This window comes from Halomonas alkalicola, assembly GCF_030704205.1.
GTDB classification, from domain to species: Bacteria; Pseudomonadota; Gammaproteobacteria; order Pseudomonadales; family Halomonadaceae; genus Halomonas; species Halomonas alkalicola.
Window position 1 is genome coordinate 3,534,639 of the sequence record NZ_CP131913.1, and the last position, 16,800, is coordinate 3,551,438.

General features: G+C 66.9%; 17 protein-coding genes. 10 read left to right on the forward strand and 7 right to left on the reverse strand.

Annotated features, from left to right (window positions below; genetic code table 11):
• The first annotated feature begins 100 nt into the window (after positions 1-100).
• The 7 genes from B6N23_RS16610 (at position 101) to nqrF (ending at position 7,843) form a co-directional block, all read left to right on the forward strand.
• A complete protein-coding gene (locus tag B6N23_RS16610) occupies positions 101-1,564 on the forward strand; it encodes a glyceraldehyde-3-phosphate dehydrogenase (protein WP_305500850.1) in 1,464 nt (487 codons plus the stop codon).
• Positions 1,565-1,857: 293 nt separating this feature from the next.
• Positions 1,858-3,207 carry a Na(+)-translocating NADH-quinone reductase subunit A gene (locus B6N23_RS16615; protein WP_305500851.1) on the forward strand — a complete coding sequence of 450 codons (1,350 nt, stop codon included), beginning with the start codon at positions 1,858-1,860 and terminating at the stop codon, positions 3,205-3,207.
• A gap of 2 nt (positions 3,208-3,209) precedes the next feature.
• Positions 3,210-4,433, forward strand: a complete 1,224-nt coding sequence (locus B6N23_RS16620) for an NADH:ubiquinone reductase (Na(+)-transporting) subunit B (protein ID WP_169958624.1) — start codon at positions 3,210-3,212, stop codon at positions 4,431-4,433.
• Positions 4,433-5,248 carry a Na(+)-translocating NADH-quinone reductase subunit C gene (locus B6N23_RS16625; RefSeq protein ID WP_119020398.1) on the forward strand — a complete coding sequence of 272 codons (816 nt, stop codon included), beginning with the start codon at positions 4,433-4,435 and terminating at the stop codon, positions 5,246-5,248. The genes B6N23_RS16620 and B6N23_RS16625 overlap by 1 nt, the downstream gene beginning before the upstream one ends.
• Before the next feature lie 2 nt (positions 5,249-5,250).
• The gene (locus B6N23_RS16630; RefSeq protein WP_119020397.1) at positions 5,251-5,919 is read left to right on the forward strand and encodes an NADH:ubiquinone reductase (Na(+)-transporting) subunit D; all 669 of its coding nucleotides are present in this window, start codon (positions 5,251-5,253) and stop codon (positions 5,917-5,919) included.
• Position 5,920: 1 nt separating this feature from the next.
• The gene (gene nqrE / locus B6N23_RS16635; protein ID WP_305500858.1) at positions 5,921-6,538 is read left to right on the forward strand and encodes an NADH:ubiquinone reductase (Na(+)-transporting) subunit E; all 618 of its coding nucleotides are present in this window, start codon (positions 5,921-5,923) and stop codon (positions 6,536-6,538) included.
• A gap of 72 nt (positions 6,539-6,610) precedes the next feature.
• Complete coding sequence (gene nqrF, locus B6N23_RS16640) at positions 6,611-7,843, forward strand: NADH:ubiquinone reductase (Na(+)-transporting) subunit F (RefSeq protein WP_302138826.1); 1,233 nt, start codon at positions 6,611-6,613, stop codon at positions 7,841-7,843.
• A 272-nt stretch (positions 7,844-8,115) separates the two neighbouring features.
• On the opposite strand, the gene B6N23_RS16645 is transcribed toward nqrF, so the two are convergent.
• A complete protein-coding gene (locus tag B6N23_RS16645; protein ID WP_305500862.1) occupies positions 8,116-8,274 on the reverse strand; it encodes a hypothetical protein in 159 nt (52 codons plus the stop codon).
• A gap of 2 nt (positions 8,275-8,276) precedes the next feature.
• Here B6N23_RS16645 and B6N23_RS16650 point away from each other — a divergent pair, with 2 nt between their 5' ends.
• From B6N23_RS16650 to sthA, 3 genes are all read left to right on the forward strand, one after another.
• On the forward strand, positions 8,277-8,600 hold the full coding sequence (locus B6N23_RS16650) for a hypothetical protein (RefSeq protein WP_305500864.1): 324 nt from the start codon (positions 8,277-8,279) through the stop codon (positions 8,598-8,600).
• Between the two features lie 27 nt (positions 8,601-8,627).
• Positions 8,628-8,882: a (Na+)-NQR maturation NqrM gene (gene nqrM / locus B6N23_RS16655; RefSeq protein WP_119020393.1), complete on the forward strand. Its 255-nt coding sequence runs from the start codon at positions 8,628-8,630 to the stop codon at positions 8,880-8,882.
• Positions 8,883-9,106: 224 nt separating this feature from the next.
• Positions 9,107-10,498: a Si-specific NAD(P)(+) transhydrogenase gene (sthA, locus tag B6N23_RS16660; RefSeq protein ID WP_169958618.1), complete on the forward strand. Its 1,392-nt coding sequence runs from the start codon at positions 9,107-9,109 to the stop codon at positions 10,496-10,498.
• Between the two features lie 77 nt (positions 10,499-10,575).
• On the opposite strand, the gene B6N23_RS16665 is transcribed toward sthA, so the two are convergent.
• From B6N23_RS16665 to leuS, 6 genes are all read right to left on the reverse strand, one after another.
• On the reverse strand, positions 10,576-11,001 hold the full coding sequence (locus tag B6N23_RS16665; protein ID WP_305500868.1) for a DUF488 domain-containing protein: 426 nt from the start codon (positions 10,999-11,001) through the stop codon (positions 10,576-10,578).
• A gap of 2 nt (positions 11,002-11,003) precedes the next feature.
• Positions 11,004-11,978: a PA2778 family cysteine peptidase gene (locus B6N23_RS16670; RefSeq protein ID WP_305500871.1), complete on the reverse strand. Its 975-nt coding sequence runs from the start codon at positions 11,976-11,978 to the stop codon at positions 11,004-11,006.
• Positions 11,979-11,988: 10 nt separating this feature from the next.
• On the reverse strand, positions 11,989-12,384 hold the full coding sequence (locus B6N23_RS16675; RefSeq protein WP_305503869.1) for a PA2779 family protein: 396 nt from the start codon (positions 12,382-12,384) through the stop codon (positions 11,989-11,991).
• A gap of 165 nt (positions 12,385-12,549) precedes the next feature.
• Positions 12,550-13,608 carry a DNA polymerase III subunit delta gene (holA, locus tag B6N23_RS16680; RefSeq protein WP_305500873.1) on the reverse strand — a complete coding sequence of 353 codons (1,059 nt, stop codon included), beginning with the start codon at positions 13,606-13,608 and terminating at the stop codon, positions 12,550-12,552.
• Positions 13,605-14,087: an LPS-assembly lipoprotein LptE gene (locus B6N23_RS16685; RefSeq protein ID WP_305500876.1), complete on the reverse strand. Its 483-nt coding sequence runs from the start codon at positions 14,085-14,087 to the stop codon at positions 13,605-13,607. Before B6N23_RS16685 ends, holA begins: the two co-directional genes overlap by 4 nt.
• Positions 14,088-14,111: 24 nt before the next feature.
• Positions 14,112-16,730: a leucine--tRNA ligase gene (gene leuS / locus B6N23_RS16690; protein WP_305500878.1), complete on the reverse strand. Its 2,619-nt coding sequence runs from the start codon at positions 16,728-16,730 to the stop codon at positions 14,112-14,114.
• Between the last annotated feature and the right edge of the window lie 70 nt (positions 16,731-16,800).

Below are 16,800 nucleotides of genomic sequence, written 5' to 3' on the forward strand. Positions count from 1 at the left end.
GTAATGCCGCTACAGCGGCTGCGACCATCCTTCGATTGACCCCGGGGGCTGGCTCCGGATAATGGCCGCGAACTTCCAACCCCCACCAGTGAGGCCGCACGTGAGTCAGCAACCCTCCGATACCGTCTTCCAGGAATGGCACGACAACCAGGCGCTTGCCGAGCAGATGATCCCGATGATCGGTAGGCTCTACCGTCATAACAACGTGGTCACCACCCTCTACGGGCGCTCGCTCTTCAATCGCAGCGTGATCCGCATCCTGAAGGACCACCGCTACGTGCGGAAGGTCGAGGGGACCGAGCTCTCCGTCCAGGACACCTATCCGCTGGTCGAGGCCATGGGCGAGCTCAACCTGGGGCCGGCTCACGTCGACGTGGGCAAGCTGGGGGTGGCCTTCAAGAAGCAGGGCGGCGGTGACGCCGTGGCCTTCCTGCGCAAGGAGCTGGCCGAGATCGTCGACCAGCAGGACGCCGCCGGCAATAACGGCGAGCCCAAGGACGTGGTGCTCTACGGCTTCGGCCGCATCGGCCGCCTGCTGGCCCGGGTGCTGGTGGAGAAGGCCGGCGGCGGCAACCTGCTGCGCCTGCGCGCCATCGTCGTGCGCGGCCGCGGCGATATCGCCAAGGACCTGGAGAAGCGCGCGAGCCTGCTGCGTCGCGACTCCGTCCACGGCCCCTTCAACGGCACCATCAGCGTCGACGCCGAGGCGCGCACCATCACCGCCAACGGCAACGTCATCCAGGTGATCTACGCCGACTCGCCGGCCGAGATTGACTACACCGCCTACGGCATCGACAACGCCGTGGTGGTGGACAACACCGGCATCTGGCGCGACGAGGCCGGCCTCGGCCAGCACCTGGCCTGCAAGGGCGCCTCCAAGGCGCTGCTCACCGCGCCGGGCAAGGGCGATATCAAGAACATCGTCTACGGCATCAACCACGATGACCTGACCGGCGACGATCGCATCATCTCCGCGGCCTCCTGCACCACCAACGCCATCGTGCCGGTGCTCAAGGTGCTCAACGACGAGTTCGGCGTCGAGCATGGCCACGTCGAGACGGTGCACGCCTACACCAACGACCAGAACCTGATCGACAACTACCACAAGGGTGACCGCCGCGGCCGCAGCGCACCGCTCAACATGGTGCTGACCGAGACCGGCGCCGCCAAGGCGGTGGCCAAGGCTCTGCCGGAGCTGGCCGGCAAGCTGACCGGCAACGCCATCCGCGTGCCGACCCCGAACGTCTCCATGGCGATCCTAAACCTGCGCCTGGAGAAGGAGACCGACGCCGAGGCGCTGAACGACTTCCTGCGTCGCATGTCCCTGGACTCCCCGTTCCAGAAGCAGATCGACTACGTCGACTCCCCGGAGGTGGTCTCCACCGACTTCGTCGGCAACCGCCACGCCGGCATCGTCGATGCCAAGGCGACCATCGCCAACGGCAAGAATGCCGTGCTCTACGTCTGGTACGACAACGAGTTCGGCTACAGCTGCCAGGTGGTGCGCATCCTGCAGCAGATGTCCAACGTGCATTTCCTCAAGCTGCCGCGCGCCGGCGCCTGAGGCGAGTCCACCGTCCGACCGAACCCCCCGCCGGAGACGCTCCGGCGGGGGGTTCTGCGTCTGGTGGGGGTGGCGGCCTGCCAGGCTGCGACATTTTTCCCCTTGCCTCAGGTCACACCTTGCGACCTTCGCTCAGGTGGTCATCGCCCGGCCTTGTCTTTATAATACCGGGGATTTTTCGGGGTGGTCCGAGCCTGGCTCGGGCCCGACTGGTAACGTACTGACACGACAAGAATTCGAATCCATTCGAACCCCTTTCCTTCGTATATCCGATCCATCAACTGGGCGAGACTATGATCGAAGTCAAGAAAGGCCTGGATCTCCCCATCGCGGGGGCGCCCGAGCAGCGCATCGAGGATGCGCGCCCGGTACGTCACGTGGCGGTCCTGGGCACCGACTACGTCGGCATGAAGCCGACCATGGAGGTCCGGGAGGGAGACAGGGTAAAGCTAGGCCAACTGCTCTTTACCGACAAGAAGATCGACGGTGTGCGCTTCACCGCGCCGGCAGGCGGCGAGGTGATCGCCATCAACCGGGGCGAGAAGCGTCGCCTGCTCTCGGTGGTGATCAAGGTCGACGAGACCGAGGCAGCCGTCGAGTTCAAGGCCCACGGGCGTGATGGCCTGGAAGGCCTGGAGCGCCAGGCGGTGGTCGACCAGCTGGTCGAGTCCGGCCTGTGGACCGCGCTGCGCACCCGTCCCTACTCGCGCACCCCCGCCATCGACAGCAAGCCGTCCGACATCTTCGTCACCGCCGTCGATACCCACCCGCTGTGCCCCGACCCCGCCGAGATCATCAACGAGCAGCCCCAGGCGTTCGAGGATGGCCTCAAGGTGCTGGCACGCCTGACCGCCGGCAAGGTCTACCTGTGCACGGCGCCGGGCGCCCGGATTCCCGGCGGCGACGTCAAGGGCGTCCAGGTCGAGCAGTTCGGTGGCCCGCACCCGGCCGGTCTCGTCGGCACCCATATCCACTACCTCTCGCCCGTGGGCCTGCACAAGCGCGTGTGGCACATCGGCTACCAGGACGTGATCGCGTTCGGCAAGCTGTTCGCCGAGGGCAAGCTGGATGTCAGCCGCGTCGTCGGCGTGGGCGGCCCGCGAGCCGAGAAGCCGCGCCTGCTGCGCACCCGCATCGGGGCCAGCACCGAGGAACTGCTGGCCGGCGAGGTGGTCGACCCGGAAGGTACCCGCGTGCTCTCCGGTTCGGTCTTCTCGGGCTTCGCCTGCGAGGGCAGCCTGCGCTACCTGGGCCGCTTCCACAACCAGTTCAGCCTGCTCGAGGAAGGCAACAAGCGCCTCTTCATGGGCTGGTTGTCGCCGGGTGCCAACCGCCACTCGGTGCTGGGCATCTACCTGTCCAAGTTCACCGGCCTCAAGGACTACGCGCCGACCACCTCCACCAATGGCTCCGAGCGTGCCATGGTGCCGGTGGGCGCCTACGAGGCCGTGATGCCGCTGGATATCCTGCCCACGCAGCTGCTGCGCTCGCTGATCGTCGGCGACATCGAGACTGCCATGCAGCTCGGGTGTCTGGAGCTGGATGAAGAGGACCTGGCCCTGTGCACCTACGCGTGCCCGGGCAAGTACGAATACGGTCCCATCCTGCGTGACAACCTCACCCTGATCGAGAAAGAGGCCTGATCATGCCGATTCGACAGACACTCGACAATCTCGAGCCGCACTTCCACAAGGGTGGAAAGTACGAGAAGTTCTACCCCCTCTACGAGGCGGTGGACACCATCTTCTACGCCCCCCCCAGCGTGGCCAAGACCACCGCTCACGTGCGTGACGGCGTCGACCTCAAGCGCATCATGATCACCGTCTGGCTCTGCACCTTCCCGGCGATGTTCTTCGGCATGTGGGCCGCTGGCTGGCAGGCCAACACCGCCATCGCCGACGGCTACGCCTCCATGGCGGGCTGGCGCGAGGCGATCATGATGACCCTGGCCTCCGGCCACGATCCGGGCAGCCTGTGGGCCAACTTCGTGCTCGGCGCCACCTACTTCCTGCCGATCTATCTGGTGACCTTCGTGGTCGGCGGCTTCTGGGAAGTGCTGTTCGCGGTCAAGCGCGGCCACGAGGTCAACGAGGGCTTCTTCGTCACCTCCGTGCTCTATGCCCTGATCCTCCCGGCCACCATCCCGCTGTGGCAGGTGGCGCTCGGCATCACCTTCGGCGTGGTGATCGGCAAGGAGATCTTCGGCGGTACCGGCAAGAACTTCCTCAACCCGGCGCTGACCGGTCGTGCCTTCCTCTACTTCGCGTATCCGGCGCAGATCTCCGGCGACGCGGTGTGGGTGGCGGCCGACGGCTACACCGGCGCGACCGCACTCTCCATCGCCTTCCAGGACGGCATGGCCGCCCTGACCAGCACCTACAGCTGGTGGGACGCCTTCATCGGCTTCATCCCGGGCTCCGTGGGCGAGGTATCGACCCTGGCGATACTGATCGGGGCGGCGATCCTGCTGTGGACGCGAATCGCCTCGTGGCGAATCATGCTCGGGGTCTTCCTCGGCATGGTGGCGACCAGCGCGCTGTTCAACCTGATCGGCTCTGACTCCAACCCGATGTTCGCGATGCCCTGGTACTGGCACCTGGTGGTCGGCGGCTTCGCCTTCGGCATGGTGTTCATGGCCACCGACCCGGTGTCCGCCGCCATGACCAACCAGGGCCGCCTGCTGTTCGGCGTGCTGATCGGCATCATGACCGTGCTGATCCGCGTGGTGAACCCGGCCTTCCCGGAAGGCATCATGCTGGCGATCCTGTTCGCCAACCTGTTCGCACCGCTCATTGATCACTTCTTTGTTCAGGCCAACATCAAGCGCCGCAAGCTGCGCACCGGTGAACCGGCCGAGGAGACTGCCTGATGGCACAGAGCAACAACTCCATCAAGAAGATCCTGACGGTGGCGTTCGCACTTTGCATCGTGTGTTCGGTCATCGTCTCCACCGCCGCGGTGGCGCTGCGTCCCATGCAGCAGCTCAACCAGGAGCTGGACCGCAAGACCAATATCCTGCGCGTCGCCAACCTCTACGAGCGCGGCATGGACGTGGAGGCGGCCTTCCGCGAGATCACCCCGCGCGTGGTGAACCTGCAGACCGGCGAGTACTCCGACCAGCATGACCCGGAGACCTTCGATGGCTTCGAGACTCGCCGCGATCCGGCCGCCTCGCGCACCCTCTCCGGTGCCCAGGATCCGGCCGGCCTGTCCCGCGTCGAGAACTACGCCACCGTCTATCTCGTCGGCAACCCCGACGACCCCGAGCAGATCATCCTGCCCATCCGTGGCCAGGGCCTGTGGGGTCTGATGCGCGGCTTCCTCTCGGTGGAAGGTGACGGCAACACCATCGTCGGCATCACCTACTTCGAGCACAGCGAGACCCCCGGTCTCGGCGCCGAGGTCAACAACCCGCGCTGGCAGGCCCAGTGGGAAGGCAAGCAGGTCTTCGACAGCGAAGGCGACCTGACCCCTGCCATCCGCGTGGCCAAGGGCAGCGGCAGCGGTGACCACGAGGTCGACGGCCTCTCCGGTGCCACCCTGACCGCCAATGGCGTCAACAACATGCTGCAGTTCTGGCTGAGTCCGGAAGGCTTCGGCGAGTACCTCGCCAAGTTCCGCAGCGGCGTCGATCAGGAAGACGCCCAGGACGCCGACGTCGAACTCGAAGCGGAAGGAGCCTGATCATGGCGGATGCATCAACCAAGAGCGTCCTGACGGCGCCGGTCTTCAAGAACAACCCCATCGCGCTGCAGGTGCTCGGCATCTGCTCCGCGCTGGCGGTAACGACCAGCATGAGCGTGTCGCTGGTCATGACCCTTGCAGTGATCTTCGTGACGGCCTTCTCGAACCTGTTCGTGTCGCTGATCCGTCACCATATCCCCTCGTCCATCCGCATCATCGTGCAGATGACTATCATCGCCTCGCTGGTGATCGTGGTGGATCAGGTCCTCAAGGCGTACGCCTACGAGATGTCCAAGCAGCTCTCGGTGTTCGTCGGCCTGATCATCACCAACTGCATCGTGATGGGGCGGGCCGAAGGCTTTGCCATGCAGAACGGCCCCAAGATGTCCTTCATCGACGGCATCGGCAACGGCCTGGGCTACGGCTTCATCCTGATGACCGTGGGCTTCTTCCGTGAGCTGTTCGGCGCCGGCAGCGTCTTCGGCTTCACCGTGCTCGAGACCGTGCAGAACGGTGGCTGGTACGTGCCCAACGGCCTGCTGCTGCTGCCGCCGTCCGCGTTCTTCATCATCGGTCTGATCATCTGGGTGCTGCGTGCCGTGAACCCGGAGCAGATCGAGGAGAACGAGTTCAAGATGAAGCACAACACCGAACCGAAGGAGGCGGTGTAACATGGAACACTATCTGAGCCTGTTCGTTGCCTCGGTCTTCGTCGAGAACCTGGCACTCGCATTCTTCCTGGGCATGTGTACCTTCCTGGCGGTGTCCAAGAAGGTCTCCGCGGCCTTCGGCCTCGGTATCGCCGTGATCGTGGTGCTGACCATCGCCGTGCCGGTCAACAACCTGGTCTTCAACCTGCTGCTGGCGGAAGGGGCCCTGGCCTGGACCGGCATCAGCGGCGCCGAGAACATCGATCTCTCCTTCCTGGGCCTGCTCAGCTACATCGGCGTCATCGCCGCGCTGGTGCAGATCCTCGAGATGTTCCTCGACAAGTACGTGCCCGCGCTCTACAGCGCGCTGGGCGTGTTCCTGCCGCTGATCACCGTGAACTGCGCCATCCTCGGTGGCGTGCTGTTCATGGTCGAGCGTAACTACAACTTCGGCGAGTCCGTGGTCTATGGCCTCGGCTCCGGCGTTGGCTGGGCGCTGGCCATCACCGCCCTGGCCGGTATCCGCGAGAAGCTGAAGTACAGCGACGTTCCCGGCTCCCTGCAGGGCCTGGGCATCACCTTCATCACCGTGGGTCTGATGTCGCTGGGCTTCATGTCCTTCTCCGGCATCCAGCTCTGAGGCAGGTCGTGCTCTCCCGGCGGCCGGCTGTGCCGCCGGGGTCCAGACAACGTGAAGCAATAGGAAACCGACATGGTTGATACATCCGTCATCTTGCTCGGCGTGGTCATGTTCACCCTGATCGTCATCGGTCTGACGCTGGTGATCCTGGCCGCCCGCAGCAAGCTCGTCAGCACCGGGGACGTGACCATCGAGGTCAACGGCGACCCCGAGCACACCCTGACCACCCAGGCCGGCGGCAAGCTGCTCAACACCCTGGCCGCCAACGGCATCTTCCTCTCTTCCGCCTGCGGTGGCGGCGGCTCCTGCGCCCAGTGCAAGTGCCGCGTGGAAGAGGGCGGTGGGGCGATCCTGCCCACCGAGGAGTCCCACTTCACCATGCGTGAGAAGAAGGAGGGCTGGCGCCTCTCCTGTCAGGTGCCGGTGAAGCAGGACATGAAGGTCGAGGTGCCCGAGGAGGTCTTCGGCGTCAAGAAGTGGGAGTGCGAGGTCATCGCCAACCCCAACGTCGCCACCTTCATCAAGGAACTCAACCTCAAGCTGCCCGAGGGCGAGAACGTCGACTTCCGCGCCGGCGGCTATGTGCAGCTGGTGGCACCCCCCTACGATATCTCCTTCAAGGACTTCGATATCGAGGAGGAGTACCGGGGCGACTGGGAGAAGTTCGATCTCTACAAGATCTCCCACAAGAACAACGAGGAAGTCATCCGCGCCTACTCCATGGCGAACTACCCGGAAGAGGTCGGCATCCTCAAGTTCAACATCCGTATCGCCACGCCGCCGCCCAATACCAACCATCCGCCGGGCCTGATGTCCACCTACGTCTTCAGCCTGAAGCCGGGTGACAAGGTCACCGTGATGGGTCCCTTCGGCGAGTTCTTCGCCAAGGAAACCGATGCCGAGATGGTCTTCGTCGGCGGCGGTGCGGGCATGGCGCCGATGCGCAGCCATATCTTCGACCAGCTCAAGCGCCTCAAGTCCAAGCGCAAGATCTCGTTCTGGTACGGCGCGCGCTCCTGGCGCGAGACCTTCTACAACGACGAGTACGACCAGCTGGCCGAGGAGTTCCCGAACTTCACCTGGCACCTGGCGCTCTCCGACCCGATGCCCGAGGACAACTGGGATGGCCCCACCGGCTTCATCCACAACGTCCTCTACGAGAACTACCTCAAGGACCATCCGGCCCCCGAGGACTGCGAGTTCTACATGTGCGGACCGCCCATGATGAACGCCTCCGTCATCAAGATGCTGTTGGATCTGGGCGTCGAGCCCGAGAACATCCTGCTGGACGACTTCGGCGGATGATCTCCCTCGCCGCGAGGCGATACCCGGGGCTGGCCATGCGGCCAGCCCTCTTTCTATTCGCCCTGCTGATGCCGCTGGTCCTGCTGGTGGGCTGTCGTCAGCAGGGGGAATGGTTCCTGCTCGAGGGGGTGGCCCTCGGCACCGGCTATCACATCACGCTGAATGGCGACCTGGGCGAGGGCGAGTCCGCCCTGGTCGAGGCCGCCATCCAGGGTGAACTGGTCAGCCTCGACAGTGAGTTGGCGTTTCTTCGCAGGCTTGTGACACCATCACTATTGCCGCTGCCCGGTGCGCAGGTGCCTGACGCCGCGAGCGAGGCGCTGCGCGAGCACCTTCAGGTCCTGGCCGTGGATCGCCTGTTCCGCGTGCTCGACGAGTTTGGCATTGCCAATGCCATGGTGGAGCTTGGCGGCGTGCAGCGGCCCGCGCATGCATGGCCGGACGCCACCCCTGGCGTGTGCGCCTGCCGCGCAGCGGGGCCGGCGAGGCGGAGCTCCCCGCCCTGCGCCTGCAGGATGCCGCCCTGGTGCACCGCGCCGTACCGGAGCCCTCCGCCATCGAGGCCTCGGCCGCGGGTCGCGTGCTCGCGGTCAGCGCGGTGGCGCCCAGCGCCGAGGCCGCCGACCGCCTGGCGCGGGAGCTGCTCGCCGCTGCCCCGGATGACACCCTGGAACACCCGGCACGCCTTGTGGTCCTCACCCCACAGGGAATCGAAATCCATACCGGATCTGCCCTCGAGCCGCTGCTCGACCGCTGAGCCCGGGCGTTGAGAAAGGAGAATGTCATGACCATCTGGATTATTGCCTTTGCCTTCATGCTGCTGATCATGGCCGCCATGGCCGTGGGGGTGATCCTCGGCCGCAAGCCTATCGCCGGCTCCTGCGGCGGCCTCAACCAGCTCGGCCTCAAGGAGGGCTGCGAGGTGTGCGGCGGCAAGGACGAGGTGTGCGAGGAGGAGAACCGCAAGCGCGGCAGCGTCCGCCGCCGCAGCGACGAGAGCCGTGGCGCCGACCTGGGCTACGACGCGACCCGGCGCTGAAGAAACCAGCCATGGGGGATAGCCGCAAAGCTCTGGGGCCACTGGTGGGAGCTGGGCTTTGCCCGGCGAATGGAGACCGAAGGACTCCTTGGCGGTATTCGCCAATGCCAGCGACTCTGGCGGGGCGCCTGCGGCGCCATTCGCTCGGCACAGCCGACCTTATTACAAGGCTCGGCTGCGCTCGGCGCTCGTAACGGATGTTGAAAAAGGAGATCGAACGGCCAATGGCAGTCCATAACTACGACGTGGTGGTGATCGGTACCGGCCCGGCGGGGGAGAGCGCCGCCATCAACGCCGCCAAGCACGGCAAGCGCGTGGCGGTGGTCGAGAAGCAGCCGCTGGTGGGGGGCAACTGCACCCACTGGGGCACGATTCCCTCCAAGGCGCTGCGCCACCAGGTCAAGCAGATCATGCAGTTCAACACCAACCGCATGTTCCGCGATATCGGCGAGCCGCGCTGGTTCTCCTTCCCCAGGGTCATGGAGCGCTCCCGGGCCACCATCGACCAGCAGGTGGCGATGCGCACCAACTTCTACTCCCGCAACCGCATCGACCTGTTCAGCGGCGTGGCCCGCTTCAAGGACGAGCACACCCTGCTGGTGCGCGACAACCACGAGGGCATGGACGAGCTGGTGGCCGAGAAGGTGGTCATCGCCACCGGCTCACGTCCCTATCGCCCGGCGGACATCAATTTCCGCCACCCGCGGATCTACTGCTCCGACACCATCCTGAGCCTGTCGCACACGCCGCGTACCCTGATCATCTTCGGCGCCGGGGTCATCGGCTGCGAGTACGCCTCGATCTTCTCCGGTCTCGGCGTCAAGGTGGACCTGATCAACAACCGTGACAGCCTGCTCTCCTTCCTGGATGACGAGATCAGTGACGCGCTCTCCTACCACCTGCGCAAGCACGGGGTGCTGATTCGCCACAACGAGGAGTATGACCGCGTCGAGGGCGACGAGTCCGGCGTGACGGTGCATCTGAAGTCCGGCAAGCGGCTGCGCGCCGATGCCTTCCTGTGGGCCAACGGGCGCACCGGCAACACCGACCAGCTGGGCCTCGAGAACATCGGCCTGGAGGCCAACTCCCGCGGCCAGCTGATGGTCGACGAGCACTACCGCACGGCCATTCCCCACATCCATGCCGCCGGTGACGTGATCGGCTGGCCGAGCCTGGCGAGCGCCGCCTACGACCAGGGCCTCAACGCCTCCAGCGAGCTCCTCGGCGACGACTTCCGCTACGTCACCGAGGTGCCCACCGGCATCTACACCATTCCCGAGATCAGCTCGTTCGGACGCAACGAGCGCGAGCTCACCGAAGCGAAGGTGCCCTACGAGGTCGCCCAGGCCTTCTTCAAGGACACCGCCCGCGCCCAGATCACCGGCGATACCGTGGGCATGCTCAAGATCCTGTTCGACCAGGACACCCTGGAGATCTACGGCATTCACTGCTTCGGCGACCAGGCCTCGGAGATCGTCCATATCGGCCAGGCGATCATGCAGCAGAAGGGCGAGGCCAACAGCCTCAAGTACTTCGTCAACACCACCTTCAACTACCCCACCATGGCCGAGGCCTACCGGGTGGCGGCCATGAACGGGATGAACCGGGTCTTCTAGGCAGGCCCGATGCGCTGATCAACGCCCCCCGCGGCGGTGAGCCAACCGCGGGGGCGCAGTGTTTCCGTGTGCGTCGGTCAGAGGTCCTTGTGCTCCTGGGCGTAGCAGGGAGGCGAGGCGGGCTCGCGGTCGGCGGCATCCTCGTCGCGCAGCGCCTTGAGCAGCGCCTCGCGCAGCTCCGGCAGATGCGATGCCTCGATATTGCGTGCCGCGGTGAGCAGGGTGAGGCGCCCACGCCGGGCGTGGCGCATCAGGGGTACCAGATGCTCCGGGTGATCGCGCAGTTCGCCGCGATAGCGGGCCGCGAACACGAAGTGGCTGATCTCCTGCTGATGGTACTGGCGACGCAGGGTGGGGCTGGGCGAGGCGTCCCGGTACCAGTCGGTCAACGCCAGCGCCTCGCGGGGCTGGCCCCTCGGCCACAGCCGGTCCACCAGCACCCGGGCCCCGTCCTCAGGCTGGGCGGGCTGGTAGAGGCGCTTGAGCACGATGTCATGGGCCACGGTTATCTCTCCTCCAGACTCGCCAGGGCCTCGCGGGCATGGGGCTGCCAGTGGCCGGGCAGGGCGGCGGCCTGCTCCAGGGCCTCCCGCGCCCCGGCGGTATCGCCTCGGCCGCGCCGGGCGAGGCCGAGGTTGAGCCAGGCCACGGCGAGCCCCGGCTCGGCCGCCACCGCCTGCGCGAAGGCGTCGATGGCACCCGAGGCGTCCCCGGTGGTGTGGCGGGCGTTGCCCAGGCCGAAGTGCACCAGGCCACTGTCCGCGAAGCGCTCGGCCAGCGCCTCCCAGGCCGGCAGGGCGGTCTCGGCGCCCTGAACCCCTTCGAAGGCGCTGATCGCCTCCATGGCGCGATGGGGCCTCACCCCGGCCGGCAGCGCGCCGGGCGGCAGCGCCACGAAGGCCCAGCGTTCGCTGCGGGCCCAGGTGGCGTCGAAGCGGCGGAAGGATTCGACGCGGCGGGGCTCCTCCCCGCTGTGGAGGATCAGCTCGTCGCGCTCGAGATCGAAGCCGATGGCCACCGCATAGTGCCACATGGGCCAGGCGGGCAGCGCCAGGTTCTGCATCACCACCACAGGATGGCCGTCGGCGAGCTCCAGCAGCAGCGCATCCAGGTGGCCCTCGATCACGAAGGGAATCTGGCCGTGGCGACGCACCGTGGCCAGCATCTCCGGCTGCACGCTGCCCTCGCGGCCGGGCAGGAAGACCTGGGGAATCAGGGTGTCCACCTCGACGTCGACGCCGGCATCGTTGAGCACCATGGCCAGGGATGCCGGGCCGCACTGGTAGTCGCGCTGGGCGTGGAAGGGCACCTCCTCGAGCAGCAGCTGGCGGGGCAGGGCCTGTTCGGTGCTGTCGGCAAGCCGCGGGGTGGTGGCGCAGCCGGTCAGCAGCAGCAGGCAGAGCACCAACGCAAGAACGCCCGCATGGCGGGCGTTCCTGGCTGTTGCTGCCGCCGGCTGCCGGATAAGGCAGTCGATCATGGCAGCCCCCTCAGCGGGTGAAGGGGAAGACGTTGGTCAGGCCGAGGATATCGGTGACCAGCAGGATCACGAACACCGCAAAGAGGGCGCCGACCACGCTGGCACCGGCGGGCAGCTGCTCCAGCTGCTCGGCCATCTGGGCGGCCTCGGTGTCGGAGAGCGCCGCCACGCGGGCCTCGACCTCGGCCAGATCGACGCCCTGGGCGACCAGCTGGTCGCGCACGTCGTCACGGGCGAGGATCTCGTGGATCCGCTCCCGATCGGTCTGGCCATGTTCGGCGTTGAGTGCCGCCTGGGTGGTGATCAGGTCGCCGCCGGCGGGCGCCGGGGCGGCAGCCACGGGCAGGCTGCCCAGCAGCAGGGCGGTGATCAGCAGCGGGCTCAGGTAACGGCAGATCTTCTTCATCATGTCGGTGTTCCTTCTTCTTCGAGTGGGCTTCCGGCTCCTTGATGATCCACGCGTCGCTTCCTGGCGAACAAGTGTGGCGTCACGATGATACCCGCACAGTATAGGATGAAATGGTGTGAAATTTCATGCCCTTGCCGATCAACGCTCGGGGCGATCAGGCGATCAGGCGATCCGGTAGGAGGAGGGCAGTTCGGCCAGCAGGCCGCGGCCGCCGGCCAGGGTCAGCGCCAGGTCGTGCAGGCCGTCCTGCACCGGCAGGGGGGAGGCGCCCTTGATGGCCAGGTCGAGCCGCTGGGCGAAGAGCAACAGCTTGTGAAGCCGCTTCAACGGCAGCCGCGAGATGGCCTGTTGGTAGGCGGGGCGGCGCTTCTCGAAGATCGAGGGCTTCTGGGCCTTGCAGGCGTGCTCGAAGCTCTGCCCCTGATCCAGATGCTGGTGCAGCGAGAGCAGGGTGCGCAGCTCCCGGGTCAGGGCCCAGAGCACGATGGGGGGCTCCACCCCCTCGGCGCGCAGACCGGCCATGATTCGCGAGACCCTCGCCCGCTCCCCCTTGAGGCAGGCGTCCATCAGGGTGAAGACGTCGAAGCGGCTGCTGTCCTCCACGCCACCGGCGACGTCTCTAGGCGAGACGCGGCTGTTCGGCGGCAGCATCAGGGCGAGCTTCTGCAGCTCCTGGTCGGCGGCCAGCAGGTTGCCCTCGGTGCGCTCGCCGAGCAGGCGGGCGGCGTCCAGGTCGAGGTTGAGGCCGTATCGGGTGGCGCGGTCGCGCAGCCAGAAGCCCAGCCGCGAGAGGTCCACCGGCCAGACGGGCACGAAGAGCCCGGCCTTGTCGAGCGCCTGGAACCAGGCGCTCTTCTGCTGGCGGAAGTCGAGCTTGCCCATGGCCAGCAGCAGCACGTTGTCGCTACCCTTCAGCTCCTCGGCGTAGGCCTTCAGCGCCTTGGCCCCCTCCTGGCCCAGGTTGTTGCCGGCCAGGCGCAGCTCGATCAGCTTGGCGCTGGCGAACAGCGACAGGCTGGCCGAGGCCTCGTGCAGGCGCCCCCAGGCGAAGTTGCCCTCCACGTGGAGAATCTCGCGCTCCTCGATGCCGCGGGCGCGGGCCGCGGCGCGCACGGCGTCGCAGGCCTCCATGTGCTGAAGCGGCTCCTCGCCGGCGACGATCACCACCGGCGGCAGCTTCTTCGTCAGCGCATCGGCCAGCTTGTCGGGGAAGACTTTCACAGCGCACGCAGGCGGTCGAGTAGCTGGCGCACGGCGGCCTCGCGCAGCTCCTGCCGGGCCTCCTCGCGCAGGTCGTCCTGAATCAGCAGGTTGGCGTCGCTCACCGTGTAGCGGGTGGTGACCTCGAGGCGCTGCTGGTCGAGCAGGTAGGCGCCGTCGCTTGCGCGTTGCACCGAGAAGGGGGCAGTGAGGGTCATCTCCTCCTCCCGCGGCCCCGAGTCGAGGACGCTGAGGCCGCGGCGCTGGAACTCGGGCTGGCCGAGGGTGAGCACCCGGTCGGCGCCGTCATCCACGCGGGTGCCGGCGGCCTCGAGCCGCTCCCGGACGAGCCGCGAGAGCTCACTGTCGGGGCCGGCCAGGGCCAGGGCATCGATCACCGCGGCGGGCTCGTCGAAGCCGCGCAGCCTGAAGCCGCAGCCGCCGAGCGCGAGGCCGACGCCGCCGGCCAGGCCCAGGGTGAGAAAGGTGCGTCGCTGCATGGATCACTCCCTCTGGCGTGGCGTTCAGCCCACCACGATATTGACCAGCTTGCCGGGCACCACGATCACCTTGCGTACCGTCTTGCCCTCGGTGTGGCGCTGGACGTTCTCGGCGGCGAAGGCCTCGGCCTCCACGGCCGCCTTGTCGGCGCTGGCGGGTACCTCGATGCGCGCGCGCAGCTTGCCGTTGACCTGCACCACGAGCTCAATGGTGTCGCGGGCGAGTGCCGACTCGTCCACCCCGGGCCAGGTGGCGTCGATGGCAGGCTCCTGGTGGCCCAGCTCGGCCCACAGGGCGTGGCAGGCGTGGGGCACGATGGGGGCGAGCAGCAGCACGCAGGCTTCCACCGCCTCGCGGGCCACGGCCAGGTCCTGGTCGCCGGCCGCGTTGTCGCCCTGGTGGAAGCGGCCGATGGCGTTGGTCAGCTCCATCACCGCGGCGATGGCGGTGTTGAAGGTGGTGCGACGGCCGATGTCATCGCTGGCCTTGGCGATGGTCTCGTGGGTCTTGCGGCGCAGCTCGCGCTGGGCCTCGGTGAGGACCTCGGGGTCCAGCTCGCCCGGGGTGCCGGCGGCGAGGTGCTCGCTGACCAGGCGCCACAGGCGCTTGAGGAAGCGGCTCGCCCCCTCGACGCCGGAGTCGGACCACTCCAGGGACTGCTCCGGCGGGGCGGCGAACATCATGAAGAGGCGCACGGTGTCGGCGCCGAAGCGGTCGATCATCGACTGGGGGTCGACGCCGTTGTTCTTCGACTTGGACATCTTCTCGATGCCGCCCATCACCACCGGCTGGCCATCCGCGATCAGCACGGCGCTGACCGGGCGTCCCTTGTCGTCACGCTTGACCTCGACGTCGGCGGGGTTGAACCACTGCTTGCCGCCGTTCTCGGTCTCCCGGTAGTAGGTCTCGGCGATCACCATGCCCTGGGTGAGCAGGCGCTGGAAGGGCTCGTCGACGCTGACCAGCCCCAGGTCGCGCATCAGCTTGGTGAAGAAGCGCGCGTAGAGCAGGTGCAGGATGGCGTGCTCGATGCCGCCGATGTAGAGATCCACCGGCAGCCAATAGTCGGCGCGCTCGTCGAGCATCACCTCCTGGTTGTCGGCGCAGCAGAAGCGCGCGAAGTACCAGGAGGATTCCATGAAGGTGTCGAAGGTGTCGGTCTCGCGCACCCAGCCGTCGCCCAGGTCGCTGAACGCCGGCATGCGCTTGAGCGGCGAGCCGGAGGCATCGACGGTCACCTCCAGCGGCAGTGCCACCGGCAGCTCCTCGTCGGTCAGCGCCACGGTCTGCCCCTCGGGGCCGTACTTCACCGGGATCGGTGCGCCCCAGTAGCGCTGGCGGGCCACGCCCCAGTCGCGCAGGCGGTAGTTGGTCTTGACCTCGCCGCGGCCGAGCTCGGCCAGCTTCGCCGCGATGGCGTCGAAGGCCGCCTCGAAGTCGAGGCCGTCGAACTCGCCGGAGTGGATCAGGGTGCCGTACTCCACGTAGGCGCCCTCGGAGAGGTCCGGGGCGTCGCCGCTGGCGTCGGCGATCACCGGCTCGATGGGCAGGCCATAGGCGTGGGCGAATTCCCAGTCGCGCTGGTCGTGGGCGGGTACCGCCATCACCGCGCCGGTGCCGAACTCCATCAGCACGAAGTTGGCCACGTAGACCGGCACCTCGCGGCCGGTCAGCGGATGCACCGCCACATGGCCGGTGGGCATGCCCTTCTTCTCGCGGGTGGCGAGCTCCGCCTCGGAGGTGCCGCCGCGGGCGCACTCCTCGCAGAAGGAAGCCAGCGCCGGGTTGCCTTCGGCGGCCTGCTTCGCCAGCGGATGGCCGGCGGCCACCGCCACGTAGGTGACCCCCAGCAGGGTGTCGGGGCGGGTGGTATAGACCGAGAGCGGCTCGCAGGCGGCGCCGTCGGCGGCTTTGATATCGGAGCCCTCAGCGGGCTTGATATCAAAGCTGAGTTCCACGCCACGCGACTTGCCGATCCAGTTGCGCTGCATGGTCTTGACCTGCTCGGGCCACTCGATGGTGTCCAGGTCGGCCAGCAGCTCCTCGGCGTAGTCGGTGATGCGCAGGAACCACAGCGGGATCTCCTTGCGCTCCACCAGGGCGCCGGAGCGCCAGCCGCGGCCGTCGATCACCTGCTCGTTGGCCAGCACCGTCTGGTCCACCGGGTCCCAGTTCACCGTGGACATCTTCTTGTAGACCAGCCCCTTCTCCACCAGCTTGGCGAAGAACCACTGCTCCCAGCGGTAGTAGTCGACGTCGCAGGTGGCGAACTCGCGGCTCCAGTCGTAGGCGAAGCCCAGCGCCTGCAGCTGGTTGCGCATGTAGTCGATGTTCTCGTAGGTCCACCTGGCCGGGGGGACCTGGTTCTGAATGGCGGCATTCTCGGCCGGCATGCCGAAGGCGTCCCAGCCCATGGGCTGCAGCACGTTCTTGCCCTGCATGCGCTGGTAGCGGGAGACCACGTCACCGATGGTGTAGTTGCGCACATGCCCCATGTGCAGCTTGCCGCTGGGGTAGGGGAACATCGACAGGCAGTAGAACTTCTCGCGGCTGGCGTCTTCCACCGCCTTGAAGCACTGGTTCTTCTCCCAGAACTGCTGGGCGTCGCGTTCGATCTCTTGGGGCTTGTACTGTGCGTCCATCGCTGTCTTCGGATACCTTGCAAGTCCGCGCGCCGGCCGGTGACGACGCGCGGTCGTGGCTTGTCCGGCG

Coding starts and splice junctions, on each gene's coding strand:
- nqrF (WP_302138826.1), top strand. CDS start 6,611: ATGGTTGATACATCCGTCATCTTGCTCGGCGTGGTCATGTTCACCCTG.
- B6N23_RS16675 (WP_305503869.1), bottom strand. CDS start 12,384: ATGAAGAAGATCTGCCGTTACCTGAGCCCGCTGCTGATCACCGCCCTG.
- nqrM (WP_119020393.1), top strand. CDS start 8,628: ATGACCATCTGGATTATTGCCTTTGCCTTCATGCTGCTGATCATGGCC.
- nqrE (WP_305500858.1), top strand. CDS start 5,921: ATGGAACACTATCTGAGCCTGTTCGTTGCCTCGGTCTTCGTCGAGAAC.
- B6N23_RS16630 (WP_119020397.1), top strand. CDS start 5,251: ATGGCGGATGCATCAACCAAGAGCGTCCTGACGGCGCCGGTCTTCAAG.
- B6N23_RS16620 (WP_169958624.1), top strand. CDS start 3,210: ATGCCGATTCGACAGACACTCGACAATCTCGAGCCGCACTTCCACAAG.
- B6N23_RS16685 (WP_305500876.1), bottom strand. CDS start 14,087: ATGCAGCGACGCACCTTTCTCACCCTGGGCCTGGCCGGCGGCGTCGGC.
- B6N23_RS16625 (WP_119020398.1), top strand. CDS start 4,433: ATGGCACAGAGCAACAACTCCATCAAGAAGATCCTGACGGTGGCGTTC.
- leuS (WP_305500878.1), bottom strand. CDS start 16,730: ATGGACGCACAGTACAAGCCCCAAGAGATCGAACGCGACGCCCAGCAG.
- B6N23_RS16650 (WP_305500864.1), top strand. CDS start 8,277: ATGGCCGGACGCCACCCCTGGCGTGTGCGCCTGCCGCGCAGCGGGGCC.
- B6N23_RS16645 (WP_305500862.1), bottom strand. CDS start 8,274: ATGCGCGGGCCGCTGCACGCCGCCAAGCTCCACCATGGCATTGGCAAT.
- B6N23_RS16615 (WP_305500851.1), top strand. CDS start 1,858: ATGATCGAAGTCAAGAAAGGCCTGGATCTCCCCATCGCGGGGGCGCCC.
- B6N23_RS16670 (WP_305500871.1), bottom strand. CDS start 11,978: ATGATCGACTGCCTTATCCGGCAGCCGGCGGCAGCAACAGCCAGGAAC.
- sthA (WP_169958618.1), top strand. CDS start 9,107: ATGGCAGTCCATAACTACGACGTGGTGGTGATCGGTACCGGCCCGGCG.